We start from the raw sequence: 16,057 nt of genomic DNA, 5'->3' as shown, positions 1-16,057 counted from the left end.
CTCTAGGGGGTGTTGTTTTGTTTGTTGGTGTGGATATAGGTGGTACAACAATTAAATTTGCTTTTGTTAACGAGAATGGCGACATTCACTTAAAATGGCAAGAAATGACGAAGCAGGATTATACAGACAACAGTTTAGCAGAGCAAATTACAACTTCAATTGAACATCATAGAAAGAGGGCGCAATTAAAAAAAGAGCAGATTTTATCTGTTGGAGTCGGTGCCCCAGGACCGGTTGATAGCAAAAATGGAATTTTACTTTCAGCAACAAATATAAATTTGTCACCTCACTACCGCTTACAAAAAGAACTATCAGATTACATGGCGCTTCCAGTGATATTGGAGAATGATGCTAATTGTGCAGTGTTAGGCGAACGCTGGGTTGGTAGCGCAACTGGCTACAAAGACATTGTACTCTTAACAATTGGTACTGGTATCGGTGGTGGCATTATTAGTAATGGTCAGTTAATGCGTGGGAATGGGGGTTCTGCTGGTGAAATAGGCCATATCAATGCCGTTTCTTCTTATGGCGTGCGATGTAATTGTGGAAAATGGGGTTGTCTTGAAACGATTGCCTCAGCTTCTGGAATAGTACGTGTGGCTAAGGAAATCATTCATTCTAACAAGAACACATTATTAGTTGACCATTTATCAGTTCAGAATATATTTCACTTAGCAGGTAAGAATGACGTAGTTGCTAAGGAAGTGGTTCAAAGAACAATGAAGCCATTAGGCATTGCCTTAGCGAATGTAGCAGCAATACTAAACCCTGAGGTGATTATAATCGGTGGTGGGGTTTCTCAAGCCGGGAAATTATTATTAGAGCCATTACAATTCTTTTATGACGAAAACTTATTTCCTGAGATGCGAGGGTCTACTTTATTGAAACTAGCTACTTTAGGGAATGATGCAGGAGTAGTAGGTGCCGCCTGGAGTGCAAAGCAATTAATTATAGGGTAAGGGTTCTGTAATAGTGAGTAAGTCATCTTTTCTTCTCATTCATCATATGTATGAACTGATGGAGAGGAGGATAAAAGGTGAAGATTAAAGTTAGGTCAGGTGATTCTTTATGGTACTACAGTCAGCTGTTTATGGTTCCAATTAATTTAGTCATTGATAGCAATCCACAAGTGGACCCTTCCTCATTGCAGATTGGCCAAAGCATTCAAATTCCTGGCTTTCATACATCTACTATTAAACTTCAAAAAGGTGATTCACTATGGCAAATAGCATCAAAGAATAATCTTCCTGTCGATGCATTGCTTTTATTGAATCAGCAGTTACAGCCTCAAAATCTACAAGTAAATCAAACAGTCCTAGTGCCAACAAGAGTGATTATGCCTTTAATGGATAGGAAAAAAAGTTATAGTTTTAAAACTTTGCAAGACGATCTCAACCAATTAAAAGAAGTTTATCCATTTATAAAAATAAATGAGATTGGTTATTCGGTGACAGGCAAGCCTTTATATGAGATAAGAATAGGTACAGGTGAAAAGCAAGTTCATTATAATGCGTCATTTCATGCAAATGAATGGATTACAACGCCTGTCCTCATGTCTTTAATAAATGCCTATTTGTTATCTATGACTAATGCAAAACCTTTAAGGGGAATTGAGACTTTACCTTATTATAGTCGTGTTGAGTTATCCGTTGTTCCAATGGTTAATCCTGATGGAGTTGACTTGGTTTTAGGGGGACCACCAGAAGGCTACAAAGAAGAAATATTAGCAATTAATGAACAAAAAGATGATTTTTCCCTATGGAAGGCGAATATTAGAGGAGTAGATTTGAATAAACAATATCCCGCAAAGTGGGAATATGAAAAAGAAAGAAAGCCAGATGTTCCGTCATCTCGAGACTTTCCTGGATATGAACCGTTATCCGAGCCTGAAGCGATAGCGATGGCCAATCTTGTTGAGAATAACAACTTCAGCTTATTATTAGCTTTTCACACACAAGGTGAAGAATTTTACTGGGGATATGAAGGACTTGAACCGCCTGATTCAAAAGTCATTGCTGATGAATTTGAACGAGTAAGCGGTTACCGTTCAGTACAGTATGTAGATAGTTTCGCTGGGTTTAGAGATTGGTTTATTAAAGAGTATCGACGGCCAGGCTTTACGATGGAACTGGGAAAAGGAGTAAACCCCCTGCCGTTATCACAGTATGAAGACATGTATGAAGAAATGCTTGGTGTCTTTTTGGCTTCACTTTATCTTTAATAAAAAATAGTTGTTGCTTGTATTTCCTCCATAATCAGTATAAAATTTACTATTGATTACAATGTTTTTGGGAATTAATTAGGAAGAATTTCGTAGAGAGCGAAGAAAAGCCGGAAACGGCTTTTTCTCGCGTCTATTCAGATAAAAGTGCGCTAGAATGAAGCTAGATTGGAATTCGATGGGGGGCAAGCCAAGTTTATGAAGCACAAAGCGGAACACCAAGATTATATGCTCATATTGCTTTTATTTTTTTCCACAATGATTATAGCTGGCTGTCAAGTGAATGAAACAGGTGATAAGCCACCTGTAAAAGAAACGAATATGACAGAGAAGCAAACTTCAAAACAATCAGTTATACCTCTTGCTGTTTCAGATTCTGATCAAATTTTCTTCTTTGGCTGGTTAGATGCCAAGCACTTATTATTCCTCAATCACAAAGATGAAACATTGAACAAAATTTTTAAATATAATATTTATACCGGAGAACAAGAGTTGTTTTTTGAAGGTGAGGCACCAATTAATAATGTCTATATTAGCCCAGATCAACAATATATATTTGTCCAGTCTGAACCAAGTAATCAAAAATGGCGTATTGCTATAGTGGATCATAAAGGTGATTACATATTGCAGGAGTTAATAGATGGCACCGAACTAGCTGTTTCTTGGAATCAATATGATCCGACAAAGTTATTGGTTTCGAGTTTTGCCGAGGACTGGTCTTACACTTCTTATTTGATTTCAGCTGAAACAAAAAATATGGAACATATATCTATAGCGGAGCCGTTTGTCCATTGGTTAAGTACTGATTCATTTGTTTATTTGGACTGGAGTACGGTTGGACCTTCAATCGTGACGCAGTTAAAAGAACAAAAAAAGACTGGAACGGCGGAAGTGAAGAAAGAAAACGTGTATTTTGTTGATACATTTAATGATTTAATGGTGACCATTGGTGTAAACGAAAATCATGATGAAGAGGCACAATACACATTCATGAATAACGACTTTGAATCGGTGTTATCTTTTTCAGTTCCTCATTTAACAAGCTTTTCCGGTTGGATGGTTCCACAATATGCCATGATGGATAAAGAGTTTTTATACTTTAAGCCGGAGTACAGTACAGATGCAGATACGTATCGGGGTAGCTTTGATTTCATGGCTACAGATATGGAAACGGGAGAACAGACCGTATTATTAGAAGATATGGACAACGAACCTCTTTCCTGTTCTAATAATGCCAATGCTTGTTTATACGGTCATTATTTAGATAAAATCATTTTATTAGATGAGAAAGAAGTCATTTCACTTATAGAATCTTGAGCAGATAAATTTTCTTCGCTCTTTATTTTGTGCATACTAATATTGATATTTAAAGGAGATGACATGATGGCAATAGTAGACGTAACAATTATTCCAATAGGAACGGAGAGTCCAAGTGTATCAGCTTATGTAGCAGATATTCAAAAGGTTTTAAAAGAATATAAAGATGCTGGGAAAATTGATTACCAATTGACACCGATGAATACACTCATTGAAGGAGAATTACCAGTGTTATTCGAGGTTATCCAAGCAATGCATGAAGTTCCATTTGAAAAAGGACTAGCGCGAGTGGCAACAAATATTCGCATTGATGACCGTAGAGATGTAAAACGTCAGATGGCGGATAAAGTTAAACGAGTAGAATCATTGCTACAAGAGGATGAATGATAAATAAAAAGTCTGCCCTTAAAGAGGCAGACTTTTTATTTACATCCCCTTTTAATGGACAGCTGGGAATCCGCTATGAATTAATGTCATCACAGCAAACCATCCGAAAACGGCAGCTGTCCCGAAAGCGAATACAATCCCTAGGAGATTTTTGTTTCGTAGTGCACTGATTAGACCGAAAATTGCTAAAATAGCTGTTAAACCAGTAATAATTACTAGTCCCATGTTTATAGCCCCCTTTTCATTCAATCAACAAATGAGTCTATGCTCATTCCTTGCAAAGGTTTGGAACCGTATGTAATACTTATTTTTACATTCACATCATATTTTATACTTTTTTTCAAAATTTGTCGAGGTGTATTCTACGAACTTTTCAGATAATAACATTTTAAGGAAGATACATCAAGTCCATTAACGATGTTTGCTTCTCGTAGACTATAGAGTTGTGTACAATAAAAGAAAATAACCAAGGAGGAATTCATTTGAAATACGCACAGTTACCATTAGGACCATTACAAACGAATTGCTATCTTCTTATAAAAGAAAACAAGGACTGCTTAATTATTGATCCAGGGGGAGAAGCAACAAAACTAATCAAAATAATGGATGATGAAAAATTGAATCCGAAGGCGATACTTTTAACGCATGCACATTTTGATCATATTGGTGCAGTAGATGACGTAAAAGAAAAGTACCAAATCCCTGTTTACATACATGAAAAAGAAAAGGATTGGCTAATAGACCCAGCCTTAAATGGTTCAGCAAGATTTCAAATGGGCACAGCGATTTGTTTGCAACCTGCCGATGAGTTATTTGTAAAAGAGCAAGAGATAGATATCTCAGGTTTTTCCTTCAAAGTATTAGAGACACCGGGTCATTCTCCTGGTAGTGTCTCCATTTATTTCGCAGACATTGCCTTGCTGTTTGGTGGGGATGCCCTTTTTCAAGGCAGTATTGGGCGAACAGATCTACCTGGTGGCCATCATGAGACGCTTCTGCAAAGCATACATGATAAATTACTCACTTTACCTGAAGACACACTCGTCTTACCAGGACATGGGCCAGTGACTACCATTGCCAATGAAATAGACACAAACCCTTTCTTGAACGGCTTTTCATAATGAATCCAATCATCCGCTATATCGAAGAAAATAGGATGGAACGGCTTACTTACGCCGATTTTATTCAGTTAGCCCTCTATCATCCTGATTTTGGATATTATATGAAGGATGATAAAAAGATTGGTGTAGATGGGGACTTTTATACATCACCAACAATGACACCTATGTATGCAACAATAATAGCTAAATGGTTTATAGAGCAGGTGAGAGTGAATCAACTGCCTGCAGCCGTGTTAGAAATTGGTGCAGGTGATGGTTCATTTGCTCAAGTCTTTATAAATCAATGGGAAGAGATGACCGATGAGTCGCTAGTTTATATATTAGTTGATGAAAGCCCTCATCATAGAAGATTACAAAAGGATAAATTAAGTAAACATCACAGTGTAGAACTTCATTTTCTCCAATCATTAGATGAATGTCATACGTTTTCAGGGCTTGTTTTTTCTAATGAACTACTTGATGCGCTACCTGTTCATTTAGTAGAAAAAAAAGATGATTGTTTATATGAAATAATGATTACTTCCAACCAAAAGGGGCTAACCGAAGTCTATATTCCTATAGAAAATCAGGAAATCATTTCATACATCGAGCAAATGTCGATTTCTTTATACAATGGCCAAAGAATGGAGATTCCATTATTTATGGATGGCATAAGTGCATCGATTAGCGAAGTGTTAGAAAAAGGACTTGTATTGACAGCTGATTATGGTTACACGGACGATGATTGGTTAATACCGACGAGAAAAGATGGCAGCCTGAGGGGATACAGGAAACATCAGCTTATCCCCAATATCCTTACACACGCTGGTGAGATGGATATAACTCATGATGTGCACTGGGATTCGTGGATCCGTTTTGGTGAGAAGTATGGATTGACTTTTATGCAGAAATGGCGGCAAGATGAGTTTTTAATTGCATCAGGTATTCTAGATGAATTATCCAATCATAGTGGAGATCTATTTTCAAATGAGGCTAAGAAAAATCGTGATATTCGAACATTATTAATGGATAGTGGAATCAGCCAATCGTTTCAGCTTGTTCTTCAGAAAAAGAACCTTTAAAAAAACATAATAAAAAGAGGATGCCGTTGCATCCTCTTTTTATTATGTTTGTTATGTGTGCTTTTAGTGTGACCCCATACCTGGTACCATCATAAAGACAGTCCAATATGTGAATCCGATAAAGGCAACAGTCAAGTATGCGCCAAAAATATAAATGTACATACGCTCTGTAAGCTTTAAGTAGCCTAGTAGCACAAAGAAACCAGTTTGGCCAAGGAATAGTAGTGCTGGTGTATACATATCACCTACATAAAACATAATTGCAAAAATAGCAGTCCAGAATCCCATCACTCTATACATGCGATCCATATGTATCCCTCCTTTAACACACACATATGTCCATTACTCAATAATTATAAGGTAATACTTGGTTAAAAGTAAACAGTATGTTTTTTATTTTGCGACAGCTTCATAAGAACATGAAATACACCCGTTTAACATATTACCCAATTCCCTTAATTCTATATCTAAAAAAACCGTCTCAAACATGCCTCGTAAAAATTCAAAGTGCATATGACATATTTCACCTTGATTTTTCTTTGCGGTTTCTTTAAAGGGACAATTAAACATTTCAAACATGATCTTTTTTCCATCAAAATTAAATTCTGGCTGAAGACCAGCCACTTCTGCTGCTTCAATGACGAGAGCTAATTTTCTTTCAAATGAGTCCTCTAATGTAACCATTTGCCTGTGTAATGCCGTCTCCATCAATTTCTCGCCATATTTTTTACCAGTTATATATAATGCTTTTTTTCCTTCTGGCCCAAGTGTAATCATTGTTTCGAGAAGAATATCTGATAACATTTGATAATTACGATAAGGAAAATGTAGTCCAATCTCGCTATCAGTTAGGTGATAGCGCTTGCTCGGTCGGCCACCTTGACCGGTTTTTTCTATTTTAGCTTCAAGCATGTGGATTTCTGCGAGTTTTGATAAATGCAATCTAGCAACATTCGGGTGAATAGAAAACTCTTTAGCAATTTCTTTAACAGTGACAGGGAAATGTTTTTTAAGAACATACTGATAAATATAGTATCTCGTTGGATCGGATAATGTATTCGTAATTTTTAATGTTTCATTCATTATTCTCACCTCTCATATGGTTTTCATTATTCTTTTTTTCTGATATGAATAGGATTTTAAAGATGCGATTGCACTGTCAGTCATTTTTAAATGTTTTATTTGTTAATACCATTATATAGTAAAGTATGTGGAAAGAGGAGAGGGTGGAGGGAATCTCTTAAATGTTCAAAAAAAAGTTAAAGAAAAGGACTAAAATCATGCAGGAAACGATCTTTTTTTGGCGAATAATAAAATATCTTAAAAAAGGTGGTGACTAATTACTTGGTCTCAATGCAACGCATGGCTACCTTAATTTTAAGGGAAGCTGTGAAAACAGAAGTAACAGATATTCATTTTGTCCCCAGAAAGAATCACACAATCATTTATTTCCGCTATGGCAAGCGCCTTGTCCCTAAACATTACATCCCTCATTATGAATCTGATCGCTTAATTTCTCATTTCAAGTTTATTGCATCCATGGATATTGGTGAAAAACGAAAGCCACAAAATGGCGCCTATTCTACAGATATTGAAGGATATGAGATAGGCTTACGTTTCTCCACATTGCCCTCTCAATACAATGAAAGTCTTGTCATCCGCATCCTGCCACAATCGTCTCATATTTCTTCTCACAATGTTTCACTATTTCCAACGATGTCCCGAAAAATCCTTGCGATGCTTAAACATGCGCACGGGATGATTATACTAACTGGTCCGACCGGTAGTGGAAAAACCTCAACCTTATATAGTCTGCTAAATGACAATTCCAACCTATTCAATCGAAGTATTATCACTTTAGAAGATCCGATTGAGAAAAAGACTGACTCCTTACTGCAAGTCGAAGTAAATGAAAAGGCAGGTGTAACATATGCTACTGGTTTAAAAGCTATCCTTAGGCACGATCCGGACATAATTATGGTTGGGGAAATACGCGACGCACAAACAGCTAAAATAGCTGTAAGAGCAGCTTTAACTGGGCATTTAGTATTGACGACGATGCATACGAGAAATGCTGTTGGAGCCATACATCGGTTAGTGGAATTTGGGGTAGCATGGAAGCAAATAGAACAAACGTTAGTAGCCATAACAGCACAGAGGCTTGTAGAATTAACCTGCCCATTTTGTGAAGGAGAATGCACCGATTTCTGTTATAGCTGTGGCAGGTTAAAAAGAGCTGGTGTATTTGAATTATTGAGTGGAAGGGAATTGAATCAAGCTTTGAAGGCGGCGAAAAGTAGTGAGAACAATTATGAACCATATTTTTCGCTCAAGTCAGCTTTGAAAAAAGGGGTAGCCTTAGGGTATGTAAAAGAAAGTGAGTTTAATCGGTGGATTTTAGATGAAAAAAGTTAAATGGACATTAAAGGAGCAATGCGACTTCCTGAAGAAAGTAGGAGAATTATTATCCAGGGGTTATTCGCTCTCAGAAGCGATGGCGTCCTCGAGTTTACAATTGACCTTAGAGAAAAAGCTACAATTACAAGAGGTTATATATCAGTTAAAAGAAGGTTTCCATCTGCACTCTGCCCTAGGGTCAATGAACTTTAATTCACATCTAGTTGGTTATGTCTTTTTTGCTGAGCAGCATGGAGGATTACAACAAGCTTTTATTGATGGCAGTGAAATGATGCAAAAGAGGGGAGAGGATATGAGAAAGTTAAAAAAGGCATTAATGTATCCATGTTTCTTATTCATTATCACCATTCTTCTGTTTTTTCTCGTTGATAAAATCATTCTTCCTCGCTTTACCTCACTTTTTCAGTCGATGAATGTCAATGAAAATACCTTTATGGCGCTCCTTCAATGGATTGGTTCTGTTGCTCCTCTATTTTTAATTGTAATGTTCACCCTGTTACTATTATGTTCTTTGTATTACTACTTTATTTTTCGACGGTTTTCAATGATCAGACAAGTATCTCTTGTTGTTCGCATACCGATTATTGGCAAACTAGTCGCCCTTTTTTATACACATTACTTTGCTATCCAATTGCATTATTTACTTGCAGGTGGGATGTCTATCACAACTTCCTTGAACTTATTTGCTAAAGATGAAAAACAACCATTAATGAAGGAAGTTGGTCAATATTTGCGTCGTAAGCTAGAAAATGGTGAACAATTAGATGAATTGATTCAGGTTTTTCCCTTTTTAGAATTAGATTTAAGGGCAGTTATTCGTCATGGGCAGCAAAATGGAAAGCTAGAAGAAGAACTACAATTCTTTAGCCGCTATTGTCTGCAGTTGTTAGAAGAAAAAATAGATCAGATAATGAAAGTAATACAACCCGCTATTTATCTTATTGTCGGTTGTCTAATTATTTCATTATATTTAGCAGTAATGTTACCAATGTTTCAACTAATGGAGGGCGTATGATGAAAAATATAAAAAATGAAAAAGGGTTTACCATGATTGAAATGATGATTGTCTTGTTAGTCATATCTGTACTCCTAATTATTACAATCCCAAACATCACAAAAAACCAATCAGCGATAAACGAAAAAGGCTGTAGTGCTTATACAAAAATGGTTCAGAGTCAAGTGCAATCGTATGAATTAGCTAATAATAAGCTTCCTGAATCATTGGATGTGCTTGTGACGGAGGAATATTTAAATGAAGGTGAAACAACATGTCCGACCGGAGAAACACTTGTTTTAATAGACGGCATTGTGACGGCGGTGAGAGACGAATAAATTTACAGTCAGGGTTTACTTTGATTGAATCATTAATTGTTTGGTCTGTTTTTAGTGTTATTCTTTTTATTACTGCTATAAGCATGCAGCACCAATTTGAAGAGTATGATAATCAAGCTTTCTTTGCCAAATTAGAAGGTGACCTTCTATATGCTCAGCAGTATGCAATTGTAAATCAAACCACGGTTAGTGTTTATCTTTTACCTGATGAGCATGAATACATCTTTTCTAATGGTCGAAATATTTTCTTTCGTCAGAAATATAGTGACGATTATTTCATTACTAGCGGTACAATGCCATTACATTTCAAATTTTTAAATACTGGGAAAATTAACCGTTTCGGTTACTTGCAAATCAAAAGCTCGCTTAAGCAGTACAAATTTGTTTTTCAAATAGGTAGAGGGAGATTTTATGTGGAAGCATACTAGTGGTTTTATGCTCATTGATTTACTCTTCACGTTATCGGCGATGCTTTTAATCGCCACTCTTTTTATTCCTGTTATGATTCATCTCTATACGTACGCACATATTGAAGATTTGAGATATGAAGCCACTCAAATTCTATATGAGGAAATGATGGACAATGATAGGGTGCTACCTAGAATGGTGAGAAAAGACGAAATGTCATTTCACCTTTTTAACAGTGAGGCTAATAATATTTGTATCTCTTATCTCTATCAACGAGAAGTGATGATCTGTGAAAAGTATTAAAAGTAACGGATTTACATTAATAGAAGCACTTATAACTTTAGCTTGCTTTTTAATCATTGTGAGCTTTATGCCACTTGTGTTTAAGGTTATTTCCGTTAACGAGAATATTGATGAAAGAAAGCAAAAGATTGAATGGCTCGTATTTATTCAGCAATTAAAAAAAGAAGTACGTGTTGCTGAGAAGATATCATTAGATAATCGAGGAGAGCTCATTTTATTAATAGACAATCAATCTATTAGCTATGAAAAATATGGTGATAAGTTAAGAAGGCGTGTGAATGGGGCAGGCCATGAAGTTGTGTTACAAAAGCTTCAATCCGTTCAATTTGAGGTGAAGGAAGATAACATGGTGCTTATTTATAAAAATATTTTCCAAAAAGAGTATCGGTCTTCTTTTTATCAAATGAAAATAAGGAGTACAAACGGTGACGAAGAAGATGAATGAGAAGGGGCTGTTTTATCCTTTTGTATTATTCCTCATTGTTTTGCTTTCTTTTGTGATTACCATTCAAGCAGATTTTTTAATAAGAGAAAAAAGAATTTTGAAATTAAGTAGTATACTTTTACAACAGGAGTACTATTTTAAACAATCTATTACTTATTTAGATGAACAATTTCATTTGAATGATGAGCTACCAATAGAAGGAGAGTATTTATTCAATCATGGAACGGTTTATTATGATTTAGAAGATCAAGAAGGAGGCCTCATCAAAATCAATCTGGAAGTACAAATAAACGGTGTTGCGAACGTAGAAGCGATTGCGTATTATTCATTGATGGAAAAAGAAGTGGTCAAATGGATGGAAATCGAGAGAAAATAATAGGAATAAATGGTTTATGAATGGGAAAGACTAGTAGCTAAAAAAGCAGGGATGCCAGATGAATTCTAATGATTATGTCAAGTTTATTACTCAGACATTCGTTCAATATATGGAACAACCAAAGTCTGAGAGAAAGAAACAAAGAATAGAAAGAAAGCAAGAAAAAGCGCCTGTTTTATTTAGGTGGTTTGGAATTGTACCTTATCTTTTGTTTTACGGAATGAAAGGAACGAAAAAAAGAAATCATTAATCAACAACAATCAAAAAATATGAACAAAACCCATTGTTGGGTTTGTTCATATTTTTTTTAGTGTCGATAAGAATATTGGTGCCATCGTTGTTAAAAGGAAGAATGAGGAATACTCTAGCAGTATGGTTAAGCCATAGGTACTTAGTGTTTCCTTAAGAATCTCATGAGTCGTCCACGTTTGTTAATGCTTAACTAATCGCTTCATCTGTTAAATAAAATAATCCACCATTAACGATAGAAATATGAACTTGGGGTTCATACTGCTCTTGTAATGCAGTCATTTCGTTTTCGAAGCTTTCTCCTTTTTCATCCGCATCTTCATAGAATCTTTCTAATAGTTGCAGGTCCTTTTGCCATCTTAGTCGTGCTTCATCTGCCCATGTGTGATCTTCTTTTTCAATTTCCGACTGTAAAAAATTCGCTACACGCATCACACCACTTTGAGGCTTGATAAATGGTGACAATGTAAAGCTAAAGTCTGGTATTTTAGGAGTAAGTGATAAATGAAGGAGCTTATCATGGAATTGTTCAACCATCTGCCCGTTAATTAAGTGCAAGCCGATTGACTTGAACAAATCTTTTTTACGATCACATTGATAGGATATCCGTAGATTTAGCCCTAGCCAAGGACGTAAGGCGGTTTGCGTTCCTGGTGGGGCCTCGTAATTTTCATACAAACGGATATAACCAGCCAAGTTTTTCGTCGATTGAAAAATTTGATGCAAGCGAGGTGATCCAAAGTGAATGATCTCTCCCTTTATATCATCTGGTGCTAAGGACGGATTGGTTATAAGTGTAAGTTCCATTGGGTTTGCAACACCGCCTGTTTTTTCTAAATAATGCCAATAAAAGGGACGGTTCATTAATTCTTTGTCTAATTCTACTGTCAACTGAATGACTAAATAGCCTGGTTTATTTTCAAGGATTTCACAATGGTTGGCATGAAAGTATCTTAATAGAAAATGGTGGATTTCATGTTGCTGCATGTTGATTTTCCTCCTTTACAGACTCAGCAAATTCAATCATAGATGTTAAATTATCCATTTTTATGCGCATTTCTCCTTCTGAAGCCGATTGTCCGAAGATATCAATTAGGTGATCATTAATACTGCCAAATTGTAGTTTAGTTAAAATATCATCCAATTCGCCAATCACTTTTTCGAAGAGATGGATTTTTTCATACAATAGTTTGAGTACATGTTCTTCTACTGTATCTTTTGTAGCGAAGTTATAAATATGGACATCGTTTTTTTGACCAAGACGGTGAATCCTACCAATTCGTTGTTCTAGTCTCATTGGATTCCAAGGAAGATCGAAGTTAATGATATAACTACAGAATTGTAGGTTGATCCCTTCACCGCCTGCTTCTGTGGCAATTAACACCTGGGCATGGTTTTGGAATAACTCGCGCATCCAATCTTTCTTCCCGCGTTTGAAACCACCGCGAAAAGGAACAGACGTAATGTTATGCTGTTTTAAGAACCATTGTAGAAATAGCTGTGTGGCTCGATACTCTGTAAAAATAATGACTTTATCATTGATTTGTTGAATGATTTCTAATGCTTTTTGGGCTTTTGCATTTTGTTGAATATTTTCTACTAACCCAATTAACTCCTCAATTTTTTGCTGAAAGGCAACAGAGGGTTGTTCTTGTTTCTTTAACATATTTCTTAAAGTGTAAAATACCGCTTCGCGACTGCTACATGCTTCACGTTGTAAAGTCATAAGTGAAAATTGGTTATCAGTCATCCAATTACCTTCTCTGTGCATGGAAGAAATTGCATCATATAAGGCTCTTTCTTCTTTTGAGAAATGGATGGGAACGGTTTCGACATGTCTTTTTGTCCATTCAATACCCGTATCTTGTCTACGATTACGAATCATTACTTTATTGACTAGCTCCTTTAAACCTTCATCATCATCGAGAGAGCGTGCATTTTTTTTGTATTTTTCATAGAAAGATGTTTCTGTTCCTAAGTGACCTGGTTTTAACAAAGAAACAAGATTGAAGATCTCACTAATTCGATTTTGTATAGGTGTTGCTGTAAGTAGTAAGCAAAATTTCTTTTTTAAAGACTGTACAAATTCATAGTTTTTTGTTTTATTATTCTTTAATTTATGTGCTTCATCAATAATAATCAAATCATAGTTTTGTTCAAAGACTAAACTCCTATGCGGTTCTCTTTTCGCTGTGTCGATTGATGATACAACAACATCACATTGCTCCCACACATAGCTCTTTTTTTGAGCGACAGCTGGGATGAAGAACTTACTGTTTAATTCAATTGCCCACTGAGACACTAATGAAGCGGGTACAAGGATGAGTGCTTTCTTTACAAGCCCTCTGATCATGTATTCTTTTAATATTAACCCTGCTTCTATCGTCTTCCCTAATCCGACCTCATCAGCTAGAATTGCTTTACCATTCATGTTTTCCACTACTTGTTCGGCAACCTCTAGTTGATGTGGTAGTGGGGTGAGGTTTGATAAATGTTTGTCTACTTGCAGTCCATCAAACGCAGGGATGACCGTTTGATTCTCAACCTCAATGGTAAGCTTGAATAAATCCCAGTTTCCCCATGGTCCATCATTATCAATACGGTTTTGAAATTCATCTTGCCAAGTTGCATCAAAATTTATTTGTAAAGTCATTTGCTCTCTCCTTTTTATACGAACATTATTATAATTTTTAAATATAATGTTCGTATTAAGCTTAAGTCTTGTTGAAAAAACATTAGATTTTTAAATAAAAATATTGCTCAAATAATGATAGGATGGTAGGATGTAAGTAGCTTTGAAAGTTGTGAATTTTCAACGCTAAATCTGCAAATACGTACAATACGTCTTTGTAAGCTTCGACTCTCTAAAGCAGTTAATTATAGTATGTGCAAAAATGGAAAAAATTATAAACGCGAATGATAGCAAGGGGAGAGACTGCAGTGCTGCAGCGCCGAAGGAGCAAACAATCATCGTATTGTGAATCTCTCAGGCAAAAGAACACTTGCTTGACGCAACTCTGGAGAGAGCTCAAGGTAATAAGCGAGCCACCAAAGGGGAAAGGCTGCAATATCGCCGTAAACTCTCAGGTGAAAGGACAGAGAATCTGCTCAAATGATCGGTTTTGAGGAGATTCTCTGTCCTTTTTGTGTGCTTTAGAACACTTAGCTTCTTTAATGGGTTAAAGTGGAGAGCGTGTAGCTTTCGTCGTAGCATTTGGCGAGAAGCCAAGTACTTCTATGGCTAGTATGCAAATATTCATCTTAGAAAAAAACAGAAATATAAAGGAGGATGAGTGAATGTCACAGTTGATGAAAACACCACTACATGACATTTATCAACAGTATGGTGGAAAAACGATTGATTTTGGTGGATGGGCTCTACCTGTTCAATTTTCTAGTATTAAAGAAGAACATGAAGCAGTACGTACAAAAGCGGGTCTGTTTGATGTATCACATATGGGAGAAATTGAGGTTAAAGGTCAAGATAGTTTACGTTATCTTCAGAAAATGATGACAAATGACGTCGCAAAACTAAAAACGTTTGGTGCACAATATACAGCAATGTGTTATGAAAATGGTGGAACTGTGGATGATTTGCTTATTTATAAAATGACTGAAGATGAATATCTCTTAGTCGTAAACGCAGCTAATATCGAAAAAGATTATCAATGGTTACAAAGTCATTTAGAAGGAAATGTTGAACTTAAAAACCTTTCAGAGGATATGTCACAATTGGCCTTGCAAGGTCCTATGGCTGAGCTTGTTTTACAGAAGATTACAGATGTTGATTTAAGTGAAATTGGATTTTTTAAATTTAACCAAACAGTAAATATTAATGGCAAAAATGCATTAGTATCGAGAACTGGCTATACCGGTGAAGATGGATTTGAAATTTATTGTCAAAATGAGGATGCAGTCTTTTTATGGCAGTCGATTTTAGAAGCAGGAAAAGAAGATGGAGTTCTTCCTTGTGGTCTAGGTGCCCGAGATACCCTTCGCTTCGAAGCAAATTTAGCTTTATATGGTCAAGAGTTGTCTGCTGAAATTTCTCCGCTTGAAGCAGGTATTGGCTTTGCCGTAAAAGTGAACAAAGAAGAAGATTTTATTGGAAAAGTGGCATTAAAATCACAAAAAGAAAATGGGTTAAGTAGAAAAATTGTTGGGATTGAAATGATTGAACGTGGGATTCCTCGTCATGGTTATGCAGTTTATGCTGACGACCAACTGATTGGTGAAGTTACTACAGGTACACAATCTCCTACTTTAAAGAAAAATATCGGCTTAGCACTTCTGGACAATCAATACACAGCGCTAGATTCTGAAGTGGAAGTTGAAATTCGTAATAAGCGTGTCCGTGCCAAAGTAATTGCAACACCGTTTTATAAAAAAGAGAAAAAGAACTAACTTATCAGGGGGAGA

At 36.1% G+C, this 16,057-nt stretch carries 20 protein-coding genes and 1 riboswitch; of the genes, 15 read left to right on the top strand and 5 right to left on the bottom strand.

What is annotated here, in order from left to right; genetic code table 11:
* The first annotated feature begins 17 nt into the window (after positions 1-17).
* From MKX78_RS16120 to MKX78_RS16105, 4 genes are all read left to right on the top strand, one after another.
* The gene (locus MKX78_RS16120) at positions 18-959 is read left to right on the top strand and encodes an ROK family glucokinase (protein WP_307312904.1); all 942 of its coding nucleotides are present in this window, start codon (positions 18-20) and stop codon (positions 957-959) included.
* Positions 960-1,036: 77 nt separating this feature from the next.
* The gene (locus MKX78_RS16115; RefSeq protein ID WP_095372575.1) at positions 1,037-2,221 is read left to right on the top strand and encodes a M14 family metallopeptidase; all 1,185 of its coding nucleotides are present in this window, start codon (positions 1,037-1,039) and stop codon (positions 2,219-2,221) included.
* Positions 2,222-2,419: 198 nt separating this feature from the next.
* Positions 2,420-3,538, top strand: a complete 1,119-nt coding sequence (locus MKX78_RS16110; RefSeq protein ID WP_095372576.1) for a YqgU-like beta propeller domain-containing protein — start codon at positions 2,420-2,422, stop codon at positions 3,536-3,538.
* Positions 3,539-3,604: 66 nt separating this feature from the next.
* Positions 3,605-3,925, top strand: a complete 321-nt coding sequence (locus MKX78_RS16105; RefSeq protein ID WP_095372577.1) for an MTH1187 family thiamine-binding protein — start codon at positions 3,605-3,607, stop codon at positions 3,923-3,925.
* A 51-nt stretch (positions 3,926-3,976) separates the two neighbouring features.
* On the opposite strand, the gene MKX78_RS16100 is transcribed toward MKX78_RS16105, so the two are convergent.
* Positions 3,977-4,150 (bottom strand): DUF2759 domain-containing protein, encoded by a 174-nt coding sequence (locus MKX78_RS16100; RefSeq protein WP_095372578.1) that lies wholly within the window; start codon positions 4,148-4,150, stop codon positions 3,977-3,979.
* Between the two features lie 257 nt (positions 4,151-4,407).
* Between MKX78_RS16100 and MKX78_RS16095 the strand changes: the two genes are divergently transcribed.
* Both MKX78_RS16095 and MKX78_RS16090 read left to right on the top strand, forming a co-directional pair.
* A complete protein-coding gene (locus MKX78_RS16095; RefSeq protein ID WP_341051592.1) occupies positions 4,408-5,046 on the top strand; it encodes an MBL fold metallo-hydrolase in 639 nt (212 codons plus the stop codon).
* Positions 5,046-6,107, top strand: a complete 1,062-nt coding sequence (locus MKX78_RS16090) for an SAM-dependent methyltransferase (RefSeq protein ID WP_341051590.1) — start codon at positions 5,046-5,048, stop codon at positions 6,105-6,107. Before MKX78_RS16095 ends, MKX78_RS16090 begins: the two co-directional genes overlap by 1 nt.
* Positions 6,108-6,170: 63 nt before the next feature.
* On the opposite strand, the gene MKX78_RS16085 is transcribed toward MKX78_RS16090, so the two are convergent.
* Positions 6,171-6,416 (bottom strand): DUF2626 domain-containing protein, encoded by a 246-nt coding sequence (locus MKX78_RS16085; protein ID WP_095372581.1) that lies wholly within the window; start codon positions 6,414-6,416, stop codon positions 6,171-6,173.
* A gap of 84 nt (positions 6,417-6,500) precedes the next feature.
* Positions 6,501-7,190, bottom strand: coding sequence for a helix-turn-helix transcriptional regulator (locus MKX78_RS16080; protein WP_095372582.1), 690 nt, complete (start codon positions 7,188-7,190; stop codon positions 6,501-6,503).
* A 261-nt stretch (positions 7,191-7,451) separates the two neighbouring features.
* Here MKX78_RS16080 and comGA point away from each other — a divergent pair, with 261 nt between their 5' ends.
* The 8 genes from comGA to MKX78_RS16040 are packed head-to-tail and all read left to right on the top strand — an operon-like array spanning position 7,452 to position 11,639.
* The gene (gene comGA, locus MKX78_RS16075; RefSeq protein ID WP_095372583.1) at positions 7,452-8,522 is read left to right on the top strand and encodes a competence type IV pilus ATPase ComGA; all 1,071 of its coding nucleotides are present in this window, start codon (positions 7,452-7,454) and stop codon (positions 8,520-8,522) included.
* Positions 8,509-9,540, top strand: coding sequence for a competence type IV pilus assembly protein ComGB (comGB, locus tag MKX78_RS16070; protein WP_328199682.1), 1,032 nt, complete (start codon positions 8,509-8,511; stop codon positions 9,538-9,540). The genes comGA and comGB overlap by 14 nt, the downstream gene beginning before the upstream one ends.
* Positions 9,540-9,857, top strand: a complete 318-nt coding sequence (comGC, locus tag MKX78_RS16065) for a competence type IV pilus major pilin ComGC (RefSeq protein ID WP_095372585.1) — start codon at positions 9,540-9,542, stop codon at positions 9,855-9,857. Before comGB ends, comGC begins: the two co-directional genes overlap by 1 nt.
* Complete coding sequence (gene comGD / locus MKX78_RS16060) at positions 9,794-10,285, top strand: competence type IV pilus minor pilin ComGD (RefSeq protein WP_445662665.1); 492 nt, start codon at positions 9,794-9,796, stop codon at positions 10,283-10,285. Before comGC ends, comGD begins: the two co-directional genes overlap by 64 nt.
* Positions 10,269-10,568, top strand: a complete 300-nt coding sequence (locus MKX78_RS16055; RefSeq protein WP_095372587.1) for a hypothetical protein — start codon at positions 10,269-10,271, stop codon at positions 10,566-10,568. Before comGD ends, MKX78_RS16055 begins: the two co-directional genes overlap by 17 nt.
* On the top strand, positions 10,555-11,013 hold the full coding sequence (gene comGF / locus MKX78_RS16050; protein WP_307312919.1) for a competence type IV pilus minor pilin ComGF: 459 nt from the start codon (positions 10,555-10,557) through the stop codon (positions 11,011-11,013). The genes MKX78_RS16055 and comGF overlap by 14 nt, the downstream gene beginning before the upstream one ends.
* On the top strand, positions 10,994-11,389 hold the full coding sequence (gene comGG / locus MKX78_RS16045; protein ID WP_341051583.1) for a competence type IV pilus minor pilin ComGG: 396 nt from the start codon (positions 10,994-10,996) through the stop codon (positions 11,387-11,389). The genes comGF and comGG overlap by 20 nt, the downstream gene beginning before the upstream one ends.
* Positions 11,390-11,447: 58 nt before the next feature.
* Complete coding sequence (locus MKX78_RS16040; RefSeq protein ID WP_095372590.1) at positions 11,448-11,639, top strand: YqzE family protein; 192 nt, start codon at positions 11,448-11,450, stop codon at positions 11,637-11,639.
* A gap of 188 nt (positions 11,640-11,827) precedes the next feature.
* Here MKX78_RS16040 and MKX78_RS16035 read toward each other — a convergent pair whose 3' ends face one another.
* Positions 11,828-12,625, bottom strand: coding sequence for a YqhG family protein (locus MKX78_RS16035; protein WP_224935993.1), 798 nt, complete (start codon positions 12,623-12,625; stop codon positions 11,828-11,830).
* Entirely contained in the window at positions 12,612-14,291 is a 1,680-nt protein-coding gene (locus MKX78_RS16030; protein WP_095372592.1) for a DEAD/DEAH box helicase, read from the bottom strand. The genes MKX78_RS16035 and MKX78_RS16030 overlap by 14 nt, the downstream gene beginning before the upstream one ends.
* 263 nt (positions 14,292-14,554) lie before the next feature.
* Positions 14,555-14,650: riboswitch (glycine riboswitch) on the top strand.
* Positions 14,651-14,935: 285 nt separating this feature from the next.
* On the opposite strand from MKX78_RS16030, the gene gcvT reads away from it, so the two are divergent.
* Entirely contained in the window at positions 14,936-16,042 is a 1,107-nt protein-coding gene (gene gcvT, locus MKX78_RS16025) for a glycine cleavage system aminomethyltransferase GcvT (protein WP_341051581.1), read from the top strand.
* Positions 16,043-16,057 lie beyond the last annotated feature (15 nt).

The sequence above is a fragment of the Cytobacillus sp. FSL R5-0569 genome (genome assembly GCF_038007265.1).
GTDB lineage: Bacteria > Bacillota > Bacilli > Bacillales > Cytobacillaceae > Cytobacillus > Cytobacillus kochii.
The sequence above is the reverse complement of the archived record's forward strand: the minus strand, read 5'-3'. Positions and strand labels throughout refer to the sequence as shown.